The organism is Peteryoungia rhizophila, assembly GCF_004912145.1.
Classification (GTDB): domain Bacteria; phylum Pseudomonadota; class Alphaproteobacteria; order Rhizobiales; family Rhizobiaceae; genus Allorhizobium; species Allorhizobium rhizophilum.
Genome location: NZ_STGT01000001.1, coordinates 786,139 through 802,445, shown reverse-complemented (window position 1 = coordinate 802,445; position 16,307 = coordinate 786,139). Strand labels below are relative to the sequence as shown.

The 16,307-nt window shown below is 59.4% G+C and carries 15 protein-coding genes and 1 tRNA gene; 8 read left to right on the top strand and 8 right to left on the bottom strand.

What is annotated here, in order from left to right; translation table 11 throughout:
• The first annotated feature begins 2 nt into the window (after positions 1 to 2).
• The 6 genes from yacG (at position 3) to E9677_RS03685 (ending at position 6,569) form a co-directional block, all read left to right on the top strand.
• Positions 3 to 215, top strand: coding sequence for a DNA gyrase inhibitor YacG (gene yacG, locus E9677_RS03715; protein WP_136556723.1), 213 nt, complete (start codon positions 3 to 5; stop codon positions 213 to 215).
• Between the two features lie 196 nt (positions 216 to 411).
• Positions 412 to 487 (top strand) — tRNA-Phe (locus E9677_RS03710).
• Between the two features lie 364 nt (positions 488 to 851).
• Positions 852 to 3,098 (top strand): methyl-accepting chemotaxis protein, encoded by a 2,247-nt coding sequence (locus tag E9677_RS03705; protein ID WP_136556722.1) that lies wholly within the window; start codon positions 852 to 854, stop codon positions 3,096 to 3,098.
• Between the two features lie 482 nt (positions 3,099 to 3,580).
• Entirely contained in the window at positions 3,581 to 5,023 is a 1,443-nt protein-coding gene (locus E9677_RS03695) for an ATPase domain-containing protein (protein ID WP_136556720.1), read from the top strand.
• Positions 5,020 to 6,060 (top strand): sensor histidine kinase, encoded by a 1,041-nt coding sequence (locus tag E9677_RS03690; protein WP_136556719.1) that lies wholly within the window; start codon positions 5,020 to 5,022, stop codon positions 6,058 to 6,060. Before E9677_RS03695 ends, E9677_RS03690 begins: the two co-directional genes overlap by 4 nt.
• A 137-nt stretch (positions 6,061 to 6,197) precedes the next feature.
• Positions 6,198 to 6,569, top strand: a complete 372-nt coding sequence (locus E9677_RS03685) for a response regulator (protein ID WP_136556718.1) — start codon at positions 6,198 to 6,200, stop codon at positions 6,567 to 6,569.
• A 110-nt stretch (positions 6,570 to 6,679) separates the two neighbouring features.
• Here E9677_RS03685 and E9677_RS03680 read toward each other — a convergent pair whose 3' ends face one another.
• Both E9677_RS03680 and E9677_RS03675 read right to left on the bottom strand, forming a co-directional pair.
• Complete coding sequence (locus E9677_RS03680) at positions 6,680 to 6,958, bottom strand: hypothetical protein (RefSeq protein ID WP_136556717.1); 279 nt, start codon at positions 6,956 to 6,958, stop codon at positions 6,680 to 6,682.
• A 143-nt stretch (positions 6,959 to 7,101) separates the two neighbouring features.
• Positions 7,102 to 7,311: a cold-shock protein gene (locus E9677_RS03675; RefSeq protein ID WP_007605510.1), complete on the bottom strand. Its 210-nt coding sequence runs from the start codon at positions 7,309 to 7,311 to the stop codon at positions 7,102 to 7,104.
• Between the two features lie 620 nt (positions 7,312 to 7,931).
• On the opposite strand from E9677_RS03675, the gene E9677_RS03670 reads away from it, so the two are divergent.
• The gene (locus E9677_RS03670) at positions 7,932 to 8,705 is read left to right on the top strand and encodes a PRC-barrel domain-containing protein (RefSeq protein WP_205910096.1); all 774 of its coding nucleotides are present in this window, start codon (positions 7,932 to 7,934) and stop codon (positions 8,703 to 8,705) included.
• Between the two features lie 367 nt (positions 8,706 to 9,072).
• Here the strand turns inward: E9677_RS03670 and E9677_RS03665 are convergent, their stop codons facing one another.
• The 4 genes from E9677_RS03665 to E9677_RS03655 all read right to left on the bottom strand — a co-directional run bounded on the left by E9677_RS03665 (position 9,073) and on the right by E9677_RS03655 (position 13,463).
• Positions 9,073 to 9,681, bottom strand: a complete 609-nt coding sequence (locus E9677_RS03665) for a J domain-containing protein (RefSeq protein ID WP_136556715.1) — start codon at positions 9,679 to 9,681, stop codon at positions 9,073 to 9,075.
• A gap of 109 nt (positions 9,682 to 9,790) precedes the next feature.
• Positions 9,791 to 11,785 carry a primary-amine oxidase gene (locus tag E9677_RS03660; protein ID WP_136556714.1) on the bottom strand — a complete coding sequence of 665 codons (1,995 nt, stop codon included), beginning with the start codon at positions 11,783 to 11,785 and terminating at the stop codon, positions 9,791 to 9,793.
• Between the two features lie 71 nt (positions 11,786 to 11,856).
• Positions 11,857 to 12,027 (bottom strand): hypothetical protein, encoded by a 171-nt coding sequence (locus E9677_RS25115; protein WP_168801108.1) that lies wholly within the window; start codon positions 12,025 to 12,027, stop codon positions 11,857 to 11,859.
• The gene (locus E9677_RS03655; protein ID WP_136556713.1) at positions 12,024 to 13,463 is read right to left on the bottom strand and encodes an APC family permease; all 1,440 of its coding nucleotides are present in this window, start codon (positions 13,461 to 13,463) and stop codon (positions 12,024 to 12,026) included. The genes E9677_RS25115 and E9677_RS03655 overlap by 4 nt, the downstream gene beginning before the upstream one ends.
• Positions 13,464 to 13,584: 121 nt before the next feature.
• Between E9677_RS03655 and E9677_RS03650 the strand changes: the two genes are divergently transcribed.
• On the top strand, positions 13,585 to 14,589 hold the full coding sequence (locus tag E9677_RS03650) for an AraC family transcriptional regulator (RefSeq protein WP_136556712.1): 1,005 nt from the start codon (positions 13,585 to 13,587) through the stop codon (positions 14,587 to 14,589).
• A gap of 73 nt (positions 14,590 to 14,662) precedes the next feature.
• Here the strand turns inward: E9677_RS03650 and E9677_RS03645 are convergent, their stop codons facing one another.
• Together E9677_RS03645 and E9677_RS03640 are read right to left on the bottom strand one after the other, a co-directional pair.
• Positions 14,663 to 15,262 (bottom strand): histidine phosphatase family protein, encoded by a 600-nt coding sequence (locus E9677_RS03645; RefSeq protein WP_136556711.1) that lies wholly within the window; start codon positions 15,260 to 15,262, stop codon positions 14,663 to 14,665.
• The gene (locus tag E9677_RS03640) at positions 15,259 to 16,299 is read right to left on the bottom strand and encodes an ABC transporter ATP-binding protein (protein ID WP_168801107.1); all 1,041 of its coding nucleotides are present in this window, start codon (positions 16,297 to 16,299) and stop codon (positions 15,259 to 15,261) included. The genes E9677_RS03645 and E9677_RS03640 overlap by 4 nt, the downstream gene beginning before the upstream one ends.
• Positions 16,300 to 16,307 lie beyond the last annotated feature (8 nt).

Here is a 16,307-nt window from a genome sequence, read left to right as displayed (position 1 = left end):
CCATGGCGGAAGGAGATCATCAGCGGACCGCCAAGGTCGAGCCGCTGCGCAAGGCGCTGCCTTGCCCCGAATGCCGGCGTCCCTCGACGCGGGAAAACTATCCCTTCTGCTCGGACCGCTGCCGCAACCTCGACCTGTCGCGCTGGCTGAAGGGTTCATACGCCATTCCAGTCGCCGACGACGAGTCCAAGGCCGAGGACGACGGCTACTTCTGAACGCGATGCAGGCATCCGACCCTACTCGTGATCCCCTTGTTCTCGTTCAACTTTCGGCGATTTTCACATCTTCTTCAAAAAAGTGCCTTCAGGCGCTGGACATGGCCGAACAAGATGTTATAACCCCGCTCGCTCCCGGGGATATGTCCCGGCGGTCTTCAAAAGAGACCGGCAGGCTTCGCAAACAAGCCGAGATGCCCGGATAGCTCAGTTGGTAGAGCAGCGGATTGAAAATCCGCGTGTCGGTGGTTCAAATCCGCCTCCGGGCACCATTTAAATTCCTTGATGTGTCTATGCTTTCCGGAGATTTTACATCTCCTTGATTTCTCGGGTTTGACAGTTTCAGCCGCCCGGTTTGACAACTCTCGTTTTCCGTTTGTTCAGTTCCTCCCCGAAATTCGGAACGACTGATGTCGCATGCCGGGTCATGTCGGCGCGTCTCGAATAGTGCTTCGCCATGGCTTCGGTCGGATGACTGAACACGAGCGCAATCGTCCCGTGGTCTGGGCTCAGGCGAACCCACTAACCCGTCTGGGAAGTGAGATATCAAAGGGAGTAAAACTTTCATTTGGCAGTTTAGTAAAAATTTATATCCAGTTGCTATTCATCAATTACTAAATTTGATGGGTGGAGAATATGAGCGAAGTTCAGATCAAACGTCCTTTGTGGATGACTTTAACCGTATGCGGTTTTGCTGCTGTTCTTTTCTCCAGTGTCGCCATCGGTGGTACGGCTTGGTATCGCCAGTCCGTTGCGACCGAGGATGCTCTGAACCGCGAAGTGGCGGGCGACCTTGCTCTGATTGAGACGGACATGGCGGCCCAGAAGAAGGCTGCCTCGGCACTTGCCCTGGCGCTGGCCGGCCAGCCGGAGATTGCGGGGCTGATCGAAACCAATGCCCGCGACGAGATACTCGGCCGCTTCGCGGGCTCGCTGCCCGCGATCATCAGCGAAGGCGGACTGCAGCTGATCACCTTCGCCAACGCCAACGGTGAAGTGGTTGCGCGCATCCATAATCCAGAGAAGTTCGGTGACGACATGAAGGGCCGCCGCAAGACGGTGGTGGAAGCCTTGTCCTCTGGCAAGCTCGTGGCCGGCACCGAGCCGGGCCTTGCGGCCGTGAGCACGTTCGCCTCAGCACCTGTCGTCCGGGATGGAAACACCGTTGGCATCGTGGATGTCGGTACCGGCCTGGCCAATGCCTACTTCACACCGCTCTCCGACCGCATCGGCGGCGAAATCGCCGTGCACATTCTGGTCGACGGAAAGCTGATGAAGCAGGCCTCTACATCCGAAAGCACATTTCTGTCGCCCGAAACACTGCAGGCAGCCTTCGAGGGCACGCCGGTCCACGAGCAGGTCACGACCGCCACCGGGACCATGATCGTCAAGACCGTTCCCTTCAACAATTTCTCAGGCACCAAGATCGGCGTACTGGAAATTGCTTCCGACGTCACTGCGGTGGTGGAGGATGCGCAGGCTGCACTCTGGTCTACCATCGCCGGAACGCTGATCGTCTCGCTGCTGTCACTGATCGGCTTCTTCGTCTTTGCGCGCTCACTCGGCGGCGTCCTTGGACGCCTGACGGCGACCATGTCGCAGCTGGCCGGCGGCAACCTCGACGCTCTCGTCGAAGGAGAGACCCGTCCGGACGAAATCGGCGCCATGGCGCGCGCGGTCAAGGTCTTCAAGGACAACGCCATCCACGCGAAGCAGCTGGAGCGGGAGAGCGAAAGCCAGCGCAGCCAGACCGAGGAAGAGCGCCGCCGGACCGCCGAGCAGGATCGCATCCGTACCGAAGCGATGGCCCAGGCGACCAGCGGCCTTGCCGACGGCCTCAAGCAGCTCGCTGCCGGCAATCTCGGTTTCCAGCTGTCCCAATCCTTCGCCGACGAGTTTGAAAGCCTGCGTGCCGACTTCAACCAGGCGGTCCTGCAATTGAAGGACACTTTGACGTCGATATCCAAGGCGACCGGTGCGATCGACAGCGGCTCTCGTGAAGTCAGCCACAGCGCCGACGATCTCTCCAAGCGCACGGAACAGCAGGCGGCTTCGCTCGAAGAAACCGCTGCTGCGCTGGACCAGATCACGACCAATGTCTCCAACTCCTCCAAGCGTGCCGAGGAGGCCCGTGCCGTTGCCATCCAGGCAAACCAGAACGCCACGGCGTCGGGCCAGGTCGTCGCCAATGCGGTCGATGCCATGGGCAAGATCGAGCAGTCGTCGAACCAGATTTCCAGCATCATCGGCGTCATCGATGATATCGCATTCCAGACCAATCTCCTGGCGCTGAATGCCGGGGTTGAAGCGGCCCGCGCCGGGGATGCCGGCAAGGGGTTCGCCGTCGTTGCACAGGAAGTCCGTGAACTGGCGCAGCGGTCGGCTACGGCCGCCAAGGAGATCAAAGCGCTGATCCGGAACTCCTCCGTCGAGGTGGCCAACGGTGTCCAGCTCGTAAGCCAGACGGGCGAGGCGTTGAAAACGATCGAAGCCTACATCGTCACGATCAACCAGCACATGGATTCGATCGCCACATCTTCTAGGGAGCAGTCGCTTGGCCTCAACGAGGTCAACACGGCCGTCAACCAGATGGACCAAGTGACCCAGCAAAACGCCGCCATGGTGGAGGAAACCAATGCCGCCGGGGCGACGCTGGCCAGCGAAGCAAGCCGTCTGCGCGAACTGATCGGGCAGTTCGATCTCGACGGAGGCAAGGCGCCGGCTGCGGTACTTCGCTCGACAGCCGCCGTCATGGCTGCCCACCCTAATGCTGCTCCGGCACCTTCACCGGCCCGTGGTATGGTCGGCAAGATCGCCAAGGCGTTCGGTGCCAAGGGCTCGGCTGCCATTGCGGCCAGCACCGAAAGCTGGGAAGAATTCTGATTGGTGTCTGCCGGGTTTCCCTTGTGAAGAATAGGATGTGAGGTTGTGTAGGGGCGCGGAGTGCCGGGCAGTTGCTTCGGATCCGCGCACCAACGCTCGTTTAAGCGGCTTCCGGTTGACCAATGTCTTCCTCAGTCGAACGATACCCTCCGCCATTTTGATGGCTGCTGCGAGCATTGCCCTGTCCTGATGGGATTTAAAGACGGCAGAAAAACTTTCGAGAGACGGGCTGAAATATTGTCACAGTCGACAAACGCCGTCCCGATGGGCTGATACCGCTGCCGCGCGTAGTCGCAGGCCAGCCCGTTGCTGGAAAGGCGAACCGCTGCTTCGTGTGCGGACAAGAAGCCTCAGCACAGCATGGTCAAGTCAAGCCAATCATTGAAGTTTCGAAAGAGACACATATAAGTGGCAAGCGTCTCTTCTCGGCTGAAGCGCGCGTCGATTTCGAAATGCGCCTATGATCATAGCGGAAGATAACCATGCCCAAACAGAAAAAGCCTGCGGTCGTCAGCACCGGTATCGTTGGCCTCGACGAAATCCTGCGCGGAGGTCTCCCGGCATCGAACCTCTACATGCTCCAGGGTGCGCCTGGTTCAGGCAAGACCACTGCTGCATTGCAGTTCTTGCGTGCCGGAGTTGAAGCCGGCGAAAACTGCATTTATGTCACGCTGTCGCAGACCGCCGCTGAATTGGAGGCGATCGCTGCCTCGCATGGGTGGACGCTTGATGGCATCCGGGTCGAAGAGCTGTCCACGTCTGGCTCGGTCCACGAGGCTGATGATCAGAGCATTTTTCTGACGGCCGACCTTCGTCTGGATGAAACGCGCAAGGCGATCGAGGCGGCGATCGAAGAGCACAAGCCCCGTCGTCTCGTTTACGACTCCCTGCTGGAGATACGCCTTGTAACCGGCGATAGTCCCCGCTTCCGTCGTGAACTGATCGGTTTCAAGTCCTTCCTGTCAAAAAGGAATGTCGTGGCGCTGCTCCTGGATACTCAGACAGCTGGGGCCGATTGCAGCGGGGAGGAGGTCGAAGGTCTCGCGCACGGCGTTATCCGTTTCGACAAGTCTCTCGAAGAATACGGCGGAGTTCGTCGCCGCATCGAGGTCTCGAAGATGCGCGGTGTGCCGATCGCCGATGGTTATCACGATATGGCCATCCGGGAAGGCGAGGGCGTGGTGGTTTTCCCTCGCATCATGCCGAGCACTGCGTCGGAGAGCTCCAAGCCCCAACTGATCAAGTCGGGCGTCGCAGAGCTGGATGAGATGTTCGGCGGCGGACAGGAGTCTGGGACGACAACGCTTGTGATTGGTCAGTCCGGCACGGGCAAGTCGACCATGTCGTCACTCTACGCGACAGCAGCACTCGAACGCGGCGAAAATGTCGCCCTGTTCCTGTTCGAGGAGCGGTTGGAGACATTCTTCCGTCGCTCTGAAGGTCTGGGCATGGAGCTGCGGCAGTTCCATAAGGACGGCAAGCTGATCTTGCGCGATTTCAATCCCAACGAAATCTCGCCCGGGGAGTTTGGACAGATCGTCCAGGATGCGGTTACCGAGAACAAGGCGCGCGTCGTCGTGATCGACAGCTTGACCGGCTATCTGAATTCTCTGCCGCATCGGGAGAAGGCCGTTCGGGACATTCAGTCGCTTCTCAAATATCTCGCCCGCTCAGGTGTGCTGACGATGCTGATCGTTGCTCAGCACGGCTTGATCGGCCAGAATGTCGGCATTGATGTCGATGTCAGCTTCCTCGGTGACACTGTCCTCCTGTTGCGGATCATGGAGCACGAGGGACGGCTCCGGCGGAATATCACTGTCGTCAAAAAGCGTCACGGACCACATGATCTCAACATTCGCGAACTGATTATCGAAAGCGGAGGCGTTAGCGTGGTCGCGTATAATCCGCTTCCAGATCCAAAATGACTGCAGTCCCGACCGATGGTGAGCTGGACTGGGTGCTCGTCCTTGCGCCCTTTCGCAAGGACGCCGATTACATCGCTGCCTTCCTCCAGGAACAGAAGATCGATGTTAAGGCTGCCAAGCCGGATGCCGATCTTGGAGAGCACCTGGCCATGTCGCCGGGCATGATCGTGATTTCACACGAGGCGCTCAGTTCGTCTGTTGTTACGCGAATAGCCGTGCATCTTGCCGCGCAGCCTGACTGGTCCGAAGTGCCGATCATCGTCCTTCTGGAGAGAGCGGCACCTGTTGTCCGGATCCGAAGCCAACTGCAAACATCGTGGCCGGGTGCGCGTATCCTGTTTTACACACGTCCGATCACGCCGCTGGAACTCGTTAACGGCATCCAGTCAAACCTTTTGGTGCGCCTACGCCAGCGTGAGGTTCGCGATTCCATCGAGCGTGAAAAAGAGCTGCGCCTGGAGCTCAATCATCGGGTCAAGAACATTCTTGCGAGCGTTCAATCGATTTTTCAGATGACGAAACGCGGCGCGGCAACCGTGGAGGACCTGGCCAGCGATTTTTCCGGGCGCCTCCAGGCGTTGTCCAAAGTACATGCCGCTGTCTTTGAAGCCGGTGGCGACGAGGTCTGGCTGTCTGCCGTCGTTGAACTGACTGTTTCGCCCTACAATGGCGATGGCGTCACCCGGATCGATGTAACGGGCGCAGATATCGTTGTCAGCCGGGACGCTGGAACGACGATTGCCTTGTGCATTCATGAACTCATAACCAACGCCATCAAATATGGCGCACTTTCCCGACCGGAAGGACATGTCGAGATCTCATGGACTGTCGACCCGGGCGATCCACGCGAATTCTACCTCAGCTGGACTGAGGTCGGAGGCCCGGCTGTGCGCGAACCGACGCGCCAGGGTTATGGCACCCGCTATGTGCGTTCTGCTCTGGGATCTTTGTTCGGCACTGTCCCCGAGATAGTGTTTGCCCCAGACGGTTTTCGCTGCAGCATTCGGGGCCCAGTCGAACGAATTAGCCCGAATTGATCGTCATCCAGGCAATGCACTCGACGCGAGCTTGCCTTAACCGAGATGCGGCGGATCAATTTGGCAGGGCGCGCGTTTGCAGAACAACACCAAGCCAATAGTCATGTCTGTAGTCGCGGCGATGGAAAGTATGAGGAATGACGCATAAGGGAGCCACGGTCATTGTTGTAGAGGACGAAACGATCGTCCGCATGGATATCGCGATGTCGCTCGAGGATGAGGGCTTCATCGTCCTCGAAGCGTCAAATGCCGATGACGCCATAGAAATTCTGAATGCGCATCCTGAGATCCGGCTCATGTTTACTGACATCGACATGCCCGGCAGCATGGACGGGTTGAAGCTGGCAGAGGCCGTGCGTGACCGATGGCCTCCCGTGAAGATCATCGTGGCATCGGGCCACCGCCAGTTGCGCGATGACCTTCTTCCCGTCGAGGGCAAGTTCTTCAGCAAGCCTTACGATCATGCCTCCATAGTATCGGCCATGAGGGAAATGCTCGTCGCCTCATAAGGCGAGGGCATGGAACGACAGCACCTTGCGCAGCGGCGCGCCCTTCTCGAGAACCTTAAATCCGCTCTGCACCCCCGCCAGCCGTTGGGAAGCCGGGGCTGAGTGTATCCTCAAACCTTGTCGTAGGTGAACGAGGTCAGCAGCGTGGTCACGAAGTTGCTGGCTTTTTCCTTGACCAGAACCTGCGTCCATTCGTCGGTGCCACGCAGCACCAAGCCCGTATAGATACTGTCGACGGCCGTCTCCTCAATGCGCTTGACTTGGGACCTGAAGGCCGGCTCGTCGCCGGTCATGTAGATGTCTCGAACGACCACTCTGAGGATCTCCTGAATGGCGATCTGCCAGGCTGTATTGATCGCCTGAAGTTCTGCTGATGCTTCCTTCGTCATGAAAGCTCCCTTCTGCAGTCCAGTAACGGCTGCGGTTTAGGCATAAAAAAAGGCCAGGCAAATTGCCTGACCTTCATTGGTCTTATGGTTTCGCGCTCTCACACTGCCAGTACATCCGTGGTCAGGGGAAAGCAGATCCCAAATCAGGCTGCTTGAAGATTGCAGGCCGACATCTTGCCCGACTTGTTGTCGCGCTCCATGTCGTAGCCGATCTTCTGGCCTTCAACGATTTCGCGCATGCCGGCGCGTTCGACGGCCGAGATGTGGACGAATGCGTCCGGGCCGCCGTTGTCAGGCTGAATGAAGCCGAAGCCCTTGGTGGAATTGAACCATTTTACTGTGCCAGTGGTCATGATGAACCCTTTCGTAGCAATAGATGAGACCACCGCGCGATTGCGCAGCGGATGGTGATAGCGATGCTTTAAAGGGAGGGTTCGTTCAGGGCGCGGTGCCAAACGCGCGATAACCAAAGCTCAGCAAGAAAATATCGATAAGTCTTCATATTGGTCATTCATCGGATTGTCAACCTTTGGTTTCTTGGCCGGAGCCTTCAATTTTCGGTGGTGTTGGGGTCGGTTGAGGAATGTCGTCATCTGTGGGGGGCGAGCCTTGCATGTATCGCACCGACCAAGCGTTGCGAATCTAAATGAAATCATCGTGCGTGCCGGTGCAGGTCCGGCGCCACTCCTCGTACGGGATTGGCGAGCTGGCAGTTCTTCCCGTTCAATGGCCAGAGGTTGCAGGCGCCGAGATTGCAGGAGTGGAGCTTGGAACCCCATGCCCGAATCCGGAGGTCACTTCCCTCTGCGAAGAGGCTCCGCTGCCATTCGACGGCTGACGGAATTATCGCAAATGATGGAACAAAAGGCTTGGACGCGAGTTGTTGCGGTGAAGATCAGCGTCTGCGGTTCGCTCCCTTCCGGCGAGTGCGATATTGGCACGACGTGCACAATATCCGCTGATTGGACTTTTCATGACATTCCTGAGATCAATCGCGGCGGGCACTTTCCTGCTGGCGATAAGCCCCTGCGCGAGCTGGGCCGCCTGCAACATATCGGATGCCCAGTTGGAAGAGGCTGTGCTCGAGAACGCTGAACTGCGCGCTCCCGAAAACCGTTACCTTGTTCATGATCTGCGCGCCTTGAGAGACGCTGCCTTCCTGCTCTGGAATTATGGGCTCGAGGAAGACTGCGAACGGCTGCTTGGCAATATCAAGGAGCTGATTGCGGAGCCGCGTATCGGTAGCCTTGGCACCAATGATGAAGATGAGGCAGATCAGCAACTTGCCGCTGGCGAACCAAAGTGGCACCGTCTGGGTCAGATCCAGGGTAGCCGCGGCGAACCCGGAGAAGGGGCCCTAGTCAGCATCAATGAACTTGATCCTGGCTTGTTGGCCAGCGAGCTCGTCGGAGCGGAGGTGAGAACGTCGGACGACATGATCGTCGGAGAGGTTCGCAACGTCGTGATCGGCACCAAGGACCGGTGGGATTATGTGATCGTCGCATCGGATGGCTTCTTCGTCGCCGGCGAGAACAGCCTGGTGGTCCCGCTTCGCTATCTCGAGATCGATCAGAAACGCAGGAGCTTTTTCCTGCGCATATCAAACGACCAGGTGAAGGCCGTGCCACTGATGCCGGATCAGGAATATGTCTGGCTGACCGACGAGACATGGCGGGCGACCAATGATGCGATCTTCAAAAGTCTCATTCCGGAAGTCGCTGAAAACAAACACAGCTCAAGCGATTGAAAGCATCAAAGTGAGCCGTGACTGGAAGATCGGCATGCTGGTCTAGGACGAGAAGCTGATTGCCATGATCGGCCGCGAGACAATGGAACACCGCGGCTACAAAGTTCTGGAACCCGAGCCAAGATTGAGGCCTCGGGTGTCCTGACGGTTGAGCAAGGTTTCGCGCATGGAGCGAGCGACAGGGGGCCTACTCAAGTCTGCCCCGCTGTATGGGATCTATGTCTGGTCCATACGATCACAGGTAGCATGCAGGTATCGTAGATTCGTTCCTGTTCAAAACCGGAGCGCATCGCCTTCTCCTCGCGGAGTGAGCCTTTGGCAATCAATCGATTTCAGAATGAGGATGTATGCCGCACGATGCTCAGCCTCAGCAAAATCCATTCAGTTTAAGGATCTTGTGCGCCGCGATCGTTGCGCGAAGGACGTCTTCCGAGGTGCGGTTGCCCTGGTTGGTATCGGGGTGGTGCATTTTGAGCCTTTCTTTATACCGGTTTCTAATTTCTTCCGGTCGTGCCTCCGGACCAAGTCCGAGGGTTTCGAAGGCCTTGGCTTCCAACACTTTGAGTTTTCGTTTTTGCAAGTCGGCTTCTTGAGCCTCGCGTTGCGCAAAAGTTTTCCGGGCATTGATAGCCTTTGCCGAGCCGGATCGAATTGTCGATGGCATTGGGATTTCAGTCGGCTGGCGAACTCTCGTTCCCTGGGTCGGACGGCTACCGGCAGTGGCTTCTTTTTGATACCGGGCAACGTCCGTGTTTGATGGCGCCGTCGTGAAGCTGTATCCCTTGTTGTAGTCCTTTACATGCTCAAGACAGAACAGCAGGTAGAGGCCTTCAGCGCCTGCCCCAACGGGAGCGCGATGCGTGCCCACCCTTTCGCAGCCGTCCCATTGGCATCGGGGACCGGTGGTTTCGGGAGCGGGCGAAGACTGTTTGCGAACGGATCTAAGGCCGACGAATATTTTTCTATCAGAGGTCATGGCACCCTTATGGATGCTGCGGCTCGTCTCTGCAAGATTGTTCAAACTGGCTCAGCAATGCTGCAGGCCAGGGCCTCCACCCTGGCCTTTGATTTCCTGTCCTTGGACCTCAGTGACAGCAGCTGCTCGTCGTTTCCGGTATGGGCGTGCAGCAGTCCGCCTCGCGATTGTCCCTGCTGTGTCCGTTCTTGTCGGCGGGCAAGTCCATCGCGATATTGGCGTCGAAGAAGCCGTTGGGCTTCAGGGTGAACCCTGCATATTCGACCGGCATGATGGGAAAGTCTTCCGGCTTGCAGACATGCGTGTGGCCGAAGGAGTGCCAGAGAACCACGTCGGCATTCTCGATGTCGCGGTTCTGGGCGACATATTTCGGCAGACCGTCGCCGCCGGCATGGACGTTGGGATAATCGCCGGAGGCGTATTTCTCCGCCGGATCAAAGGCCGTCACCCAGATGTGCTTCTTGGCAAAACCGCCGCGCTGGGCAACGGTGGAGCCTTCCTGCGCCAGCATCAGAGGGCTCGGCATGACCACCATCTTGTAGCCCGGCGCCTTGCCAACCGAGTTCTTCACGTTGGGGTTCTGGACCTTCCAGTATCGTCCGGTCTCGCCATTGGCGACAGCGGGTGAATCCAACTCGCGCTTCAGCACCTTGGTCTTGGTGTCGAAGACGTTGCCATAGGGGTTGTCGTCGCCCCAGGGACGGGGAACGAACTCATGCTCGGTGACCGTATTGCCGCCGCCATCGACATCCATGTGCAGGCGTGCGTTGAAGAAGTGCTGGTGGGTCGGGCCGCCGAGATCGTCGTCGACCATGCCGCCCCATTGATAGGTCTCGCCGGGGGCGACGGCTGCTGTCTGGATGATGCCTGTCAGCTTCGCCTCCAGCTGTATCGTGCCGTCCTGGTAGAGATACCAGTAGAAGCCGTAGTCATAGTTTCCGACGGTGGCGAAGAAGGAGATGACCAGTCGGCGCGAGCGGCGGACTTCGAAGATGCCGTTGCGGAATTCGTAATGCTTCCAGAGGATGCCGTAATCCTCCTCATGCATGCAGATGGCGTTTTTCATCACCATCGGCTGGCCGAAGTCATCGGCCGAGGGCACGTCGAAATAGTGGATGTGGCCGAGGCAATCGCAGCCGAGTTCCAGGCAGTTGGCGAGACGACCAAGACCGTATTCACCGGCGTCGAAGGCGCTCTTCCAGAAATGGTTGGCGGTCGGATCGGCATAGGGCACGACCATTTCCGTCACCGAGGCGCGGAAGACGATCGGACGGGTCTTGCCGCCGTCCTTGATGCCGAGTTCATGCAGCACGAGCCCTTCGCGCGGGGTGAAGCCAACGCGGAAGGACCAGTTCTGCCACTCCACCTTCCAGCCGTCGACGGTGAAGCTCGGCCCCTCCGGCTGGACGATGTCGAGGGGTCTGAGGCCGGCCCGCGTCTCCGGAAAGGCTTCCTGGCCGTAATTGCGCTTCTTCTTCGGCACCGGGATGATCCGGCCGTCGTCGACGAGATCCACGACCTGGTTCTTCACCAGATCGACCACGGCAACGACGCCCTCGATCGGGTGGGAATAGCCGTTGTCGCGTTCGTCACCACGCCAGTAGGAGACGGCGCGCACGATGCGCTGACCCTTTTCGAAATCCAGGCCGAAATAGCCGGAGGAGAAGGGATCGATCTGGACGAGCGGGATGTCCTCATCAGTGATGCCGCGTTTTTTCACGGCTTCGATCCAGCGCGGATCGGATTTCACCGTCGCCTCGACCGTCTCGAATTCGCAGAGCATGACCGGCGGCTGGCCATAGGGCAGTTCGTCATGGGCCAGCCGTTTGTGATCGGCGACGGTCTTGGCGGTGAGATCGACGATGCTCTCGAAGGTCGCACCGGTCGAGATATCGAGTGACAGGATGAAGGCAAGGCGCGGGCTTGGCCTGCCGGCACGAAACGCGACCAGGTCGGTCTTGGTCGGCTCCTCCAGGCGAATGATCGGAAAGCGGATCGTATCCGCGAGCACGCGCTCATCCTTTAGGATCGCGACAGCTTCCGCGATCTCGGCAAGGCTCAAGGGGTCGAGCGGGTGGATGATGGTGTCGACGACGGCGTCCATGGGAGCGTCCTTCAGGCAAATGGGTTGGTAGAGTTCGGGTGGCGCCGGAACAGGGCGCCACCCGTGTCGTGTCAGCCGCGCCCGGCGCAGAGCTCGGCCTCAATGGCCGGCATGCCGTGGATGCAGAAGAGATTGCAGAGGGCATGTGCTTCAGTTGCGAGCAGGATGGTCGCGGCGGTCAGTGCGATCAGCGTGATGCCGAGCAGGCGGTCGGTCGCGGGCAGTGTCTTCAGCGCGGTCATTCGAATGCCTTTCCGAGCGAAGCGTAGAGTTCCGGCTTGGCCTTCCTGATCTGCATGGCAAAGGCTGCCCCGATGAGACCGATCAGCACGATCAGATAGGGGAAGGACTTGACGATGAGGCTTTCGGAGCCTGAGAGCAGCGACAGGTTGGCAATGACCAGAGCCAGTGCGCCAAGCAGACCGGCAAGACCGAGTGCCGGGGCAATCATCGTCGTCCAGACCCCATGACCCGTCTTCACCTTGCGGAAGAAGAGGATGATGGCGACGGATACCAGGGCCTGGACAGTCAGGATCCCGATGACCGCAAGCGCCGACATCCAGGAGAAAACGACCGTGTAGGGATCGGCACCGGCCAGGATGAAGAGCACCAGCACGACAGTGGCGATCGCGCTCTGCAGCATGCCGGCGATATAGGGCGAACCATGCATCGGATGCACCTTGCCGAGCAGCTTGAAGGCGAGGCCTTCGCGGCCAAGGGCAAAGAAATAGCGGTTCAGCGTGTTATGGAAGGAGAGCACGCAGGCAAACAGGCTGGTGATCAGCAGGATGTTCATCACCTGTGAGGCCCAGGGACCGAGAATGGTATCAGTTGCGGTGAAATAGAAGGCCTCAAGGCCAGCCTCGGCCGTCGGTTGCACGGCGGTTGGGCCATAGAACTGGACTATCGCCCAGGTGGAGAAGGCGTAGAAGCCGGTGATCAGCAGCACCGCGACGTAAGTGGCGCGCGGAATGGTCTTTTCCGGGTTCTCGGCCTCTTCGCCGAAGATCGCGGTTGCCTCGAAGCCGATATAGGAACCGACGACGAAGACCAGCGCCACGCCGAGGCCGGGGGCAAAGACGGTCGCCGGCGAAAACGAGGTGAAGCCAAAACCTTCCGGTCCGCCGCCCGAAAGCACGATGCCGATGTCGAGCAGCAGCAGGATGGCGATCTCGGCGATCATGCAGACGCCGAGGATTGCGCCGGAAAAGGCGATATTGCGCTGGCCGCAGACATGCACGACCACGAGTGCAGCAAAGGACCATACCCACCAGGGAAGCTCCACGAGCGGCGCCATGGCACCGGCCATGAACAGGCCGAAGAGACCGTAGACAGCGATCTGCACCGCCGAATAGGTGACCAGCGCCATCAGCGCGCCACCGACGCCGGCCGGCTTGCCGATGCCATGGGTGATGTAGGTGTAGAAGGCACCGGCACCGCCGACATGGCGGCTCATGGCGGTGAAGCCGACCGAGAAGAGCAGATAGAGGATGCCGGCGAGCACGAAGGCACCGGGGACGCCCGCACCATTGCCGAAGGCAAAAGCGGCCGGCGTCGCACCGACCACGGCGGTAAGCGGTGCTGCAGCCGCGACGACGAAGAAGACGATATGGGCGAGGCCGACGGAATTCTTCGCCAGCCGGTCCGTGGGACCATCCGCAATAGATTGTAATGTCATGGGAACCCCTCTTGTGCTTGATTTTCATCAAGAGGGTAGGCGCGACACTTTGGCCCCGAAATTGCACTTCATGCCATTGAATCGATAAACCGCGCCACGCGGCCGTTTCAGGATGGTGAAAATGGCAGTTGCACCGCAAATGAACAGGCCAATGCCCGCAATTGCATCCATTCGGGCCTCGGTGCTTGCCCCACTCGTCGAACAAATCGACCGACGCAGCGGAAAGACCGACCTTTTGCTCGCCTCACACGGCATTTTGCGCAGCCAGCTGGACGATCCCTATGCGATGATCCCCATGGCGCGTTACGTCGCAATCTTCGAGGAGGCGGCGCTCATCACTGGCGAGCCCTCGCTCGGCGCCCGGCTCGGCACACTGTTCAAGCCGAGCGATATCGGCCCGATCGGCGTCTTGTTCTCGATCTCCGGCACAATCCGCGCCGGCTTCGAGCGGCTGGCGAAATACGTCAACACGGTACAGAGTGCGACGAGTTCTGGCGTCTTCGAGGAGGATGGCAATCTAGTCTGGAGCTACCGGCTGGAGGATGCTCGGATGTGGCCGAGGCGGCAGGACAGCGAATTCTCCGTCGTCGCCTCCTGCCAGCTGGTGCGCTCCTGTTTTGCCAAGAGCTGGAAGCCGCTGGAAGTGCATTTCGAGCATCTGGCACCCCGGGATCGTTCGGTGCTGGAGCGCATCTTCCGCTGCCCGCTGAAGTTCGGTGAATCGGCCAACCGCATCATCGTCGACGGCCGCGATGCCGCGCGCCTCTATAGGCAGGAGGATCCTGCGCTTTCTGCCGTGCTCGAACGCCATGTTGCGGAAATGGTCGGCAAGGCCATCACGCCCGACAGCATCAGCGAGCGGGTGCGCGCGTTGATCGGCATCTATCTCGGACACAAACCAATCACGCTGTCTGCCATCGCTGCCGAATTGAAGATTTCGGTGCGCACGTTGCAACGATGGCTGGCCGAGGAAGGCACCAGCCTGCGAGAACTCGTGCGCGAGACCCGCCAGGCCATCGCCGCCCAGCAGATCGAGGCGCATGTGCAAAAGGCGCGCATCGCCGAGGTGCTGGGTTACGCTGATTCAACCGTCTTGTGGCGGGCGCGCAGGTCATGGGATCGATAGTTCGGGCGATACCAGTCACGAGAGCGAAAGCAAGCGACGGATCACCTGAGGCTCGGTTCGCCCTGTAGTGCCATCAATCAGGCGCGTCGAGAACAGGTGAAAAGACCGTCGCGTTGAAGACTTCCAGCCTGGGTTCGTTGGTCGGGAATGCTATGATCGACAGGCTCGCGGGACCGACCGGGATAATCCGGGCCGGGGCCAGTCCAAGAGCAACGTCAAGGGCCGCGCGGATGACGCCGCCGTGGCAAACCATGAGTACGGTTTCGGCCGGGTCGGCCAGGGCGCGGTTGATCGCCGAGCCAATCCTGGCCCTGAAGTCGCTCCAGATCTCGCCGTTCTCAGGTGCAAAGGTGCCAGCTCGCCAGCGGGCATAGGCTTCGGGCTGGGCGGCGATCAAGTCCGCGATTTCGGCTCCCGTCCAGTCGCCGACATTGTGCTCGCGAAGCAGCGGCTCCCTGGTTGCATCGGGATAGCCCAGCAGGCTTGCCGTGTTTGACGCGCGCTTCAGGTCGGATGTCAGAACCAGGCCCGGGCGAAAGGTCGCGACCATCGGGCCGAGTGCCCGCGCCTGCTGTCTGCCGCGTTCCGACAGGTCGATATCGGCCTGTCCCTGCAGGCGGCGGATGGCGTTCCATTCGCTCTCGCCATGACGCACGAGGAGTATACGTTTCATGAAAGGCGTGTTCCCTGTATGTCGAAGATTGCCGCTGGTGCGCCGGGCAGCCGGAAGCGGAGTTTTTCTGCCGAACGAACGGCGCGGTCGGTGACGGCCGTGATGCGGATGCCGTCTATGAGGCCGCTGACGAGGTAGCGTCCGGCCATCGGCACGATTTCGGCGAGTTCTACCTCGATGACATGAGGGCCACTTTCGCTGACGACTTCGATCTGGTCGGCGCGGACCATGGCATGGCCGGTCGCATCGAGGAGGGATGGATCGGCAACCCTGCCGAACCACCTGCCTCCGGTGATCGGAATGAGGTTTGCGGCCGGCGTGCCGACAAAGCCTGCGACGAAAGCCGAGGCCGGTTCGGAAAGCAGCTTTTCAGGAGCGTCGAATTGTTCGACGCGGCCGTTGTTCATGACAGCCACATGCGTGGCCATGGTCATCGCCTCGACCTGGTCATGGGTGACGTAGACGGCCGTGGCACCTGTCGCAGCATGCAACTTCAGCAGTTCGAAGCGCATTTCCACACGCAGCGTGGCGTCGAGGTTGGAAAGAGGTTCGTCGAACAGCATGATCTTCGGACGTGGTGCAATCATTCTTGCGAGCGCGACGCGCTGCTGTTGGCCGCCGGAGATTTCGCCCGGATATCTGTCGGCAAGTGCTGATATGCCGAGCATCTGCATGGCATCAGCGCGGCGGATGCGCCGTTCTTCCGTCGGAAGCTTGGCCACTTTCAGAGGCCATTCGATGTTGCCGGCGACCGTCATATGGGGCCAGAGCGCATAAGACTGGAAGACGAGGCCGGCATTGCGATCTGCCGGTGGCAGGGTGAAGCCGGCATTGCCATCTGCAACCAGCGTCTCGTTGTAAAGTATCCTGCCGGATGTCGGCTGTTCAAGGCCGGCCAGCATGCGCAGCATTGTACTTTTGCCGCAGCCCGACGGACCGAGCAATACGAGAAATGAGCCTTCAGGCACCGAGAGGCTGACATTTGAGACAGCATCATGGCCTGCAAAGGACTTCGTGACGTGGTCGAGTGAAATCACGGGTGGAG

Coding starts and splice junctions, on each gene's coding strand:
- yacG (WP_136556723.1), top strand. CDS start 3: ATGGCGGAAGGAGATCATCAGCGGACCGCCAAGGTCGAGCCGCTGCGC.
- E9677_RS03705 (WP_136556722.1), top strand. CDS start 852: ATGAGCGAAGTTCAGATCAAACGTCCTTTGTGGATGACTTTAACCGTA.
- E9677_RS03695 (WP_136556720.1), top strand. CDS start 3,581: ATGCCCAAACAGAAAAAGCCTGCGGTCGTCAGCACCGGTATCGTTGGC.
- E9677_RS03690 (WP_136556719.1), top strand. CDS start 5,020: ATGACTGCAGTCCCGACCGATGGTGAGCTGGACTGGGTGCTCGTCCTT.
- E9677_RS03685 (WP_136556718.1), top strand. CDS start 6,198: ATGACGCATAAGGGAGCCACGGTCATTGTTGTAGAGGACGAAACGATC.
- E9677_RS03680 (WP_136556717.1), bottom strand. CDS start 6,958: ATGACGAAGGAAGCATCAGCAGAACTTCAGGCGATCAATACAGCCTGG.
- E9677_RS03675 (WP_007605510.1), bottom strand. CDS start 7,311: ATGACCACTGGCACAGTAAAATGGTTCAATTCCACCAAGGGCTTCGGC.
- E9677_RS03670 (WP_205910096.1), top strand. CDS start 7,932: ATGACATTCCTGAGATCAATCGCGGCGGGCACTTTCCTGCTGGCGATA.
- E9677_RS03665 (WP_136556715.1), bottom strand. CDS start 9,681: ATGACCTCTGATAGAAAAATATTCGTCGGCCTTAGATCCGTTCGCAAA.
- E9677_RS03660 (WP_136556714.1), bottom strand. CDS start 11,785: ATGGACGCCGTCGTCGACACCATCATCCACCCGCTCGACCCCTTGAGC.
- E9677_RS25115 (WP_168801108.1), bottom strand. CDS start 12,027: ATGACCGCGCTGAAGACACTGCCCGCGACCGACCGCCTGCTCGGCATC.
- E9677_RS03655 (WP_136556713.1), bottom strand. CDS start 13,463: ATGACATTACAATCTATTGCGGATGGTCCCACGGACCGGCTGGCGAAG.
- E9677_RS03650 (WP_136556712.1), top strand. CDS start 13,585: ATGGCAGTTGCACCGCAAATGAACAGGCCAATGCCCGCAATTGCATCC.
- E9677_RS03645 (WP_136556711.1), bottom strand. CDS start 15,262: ATGAAACGTATACTCCTCGTGCGTCATGGCGAGAGCGAATGGAACGCC.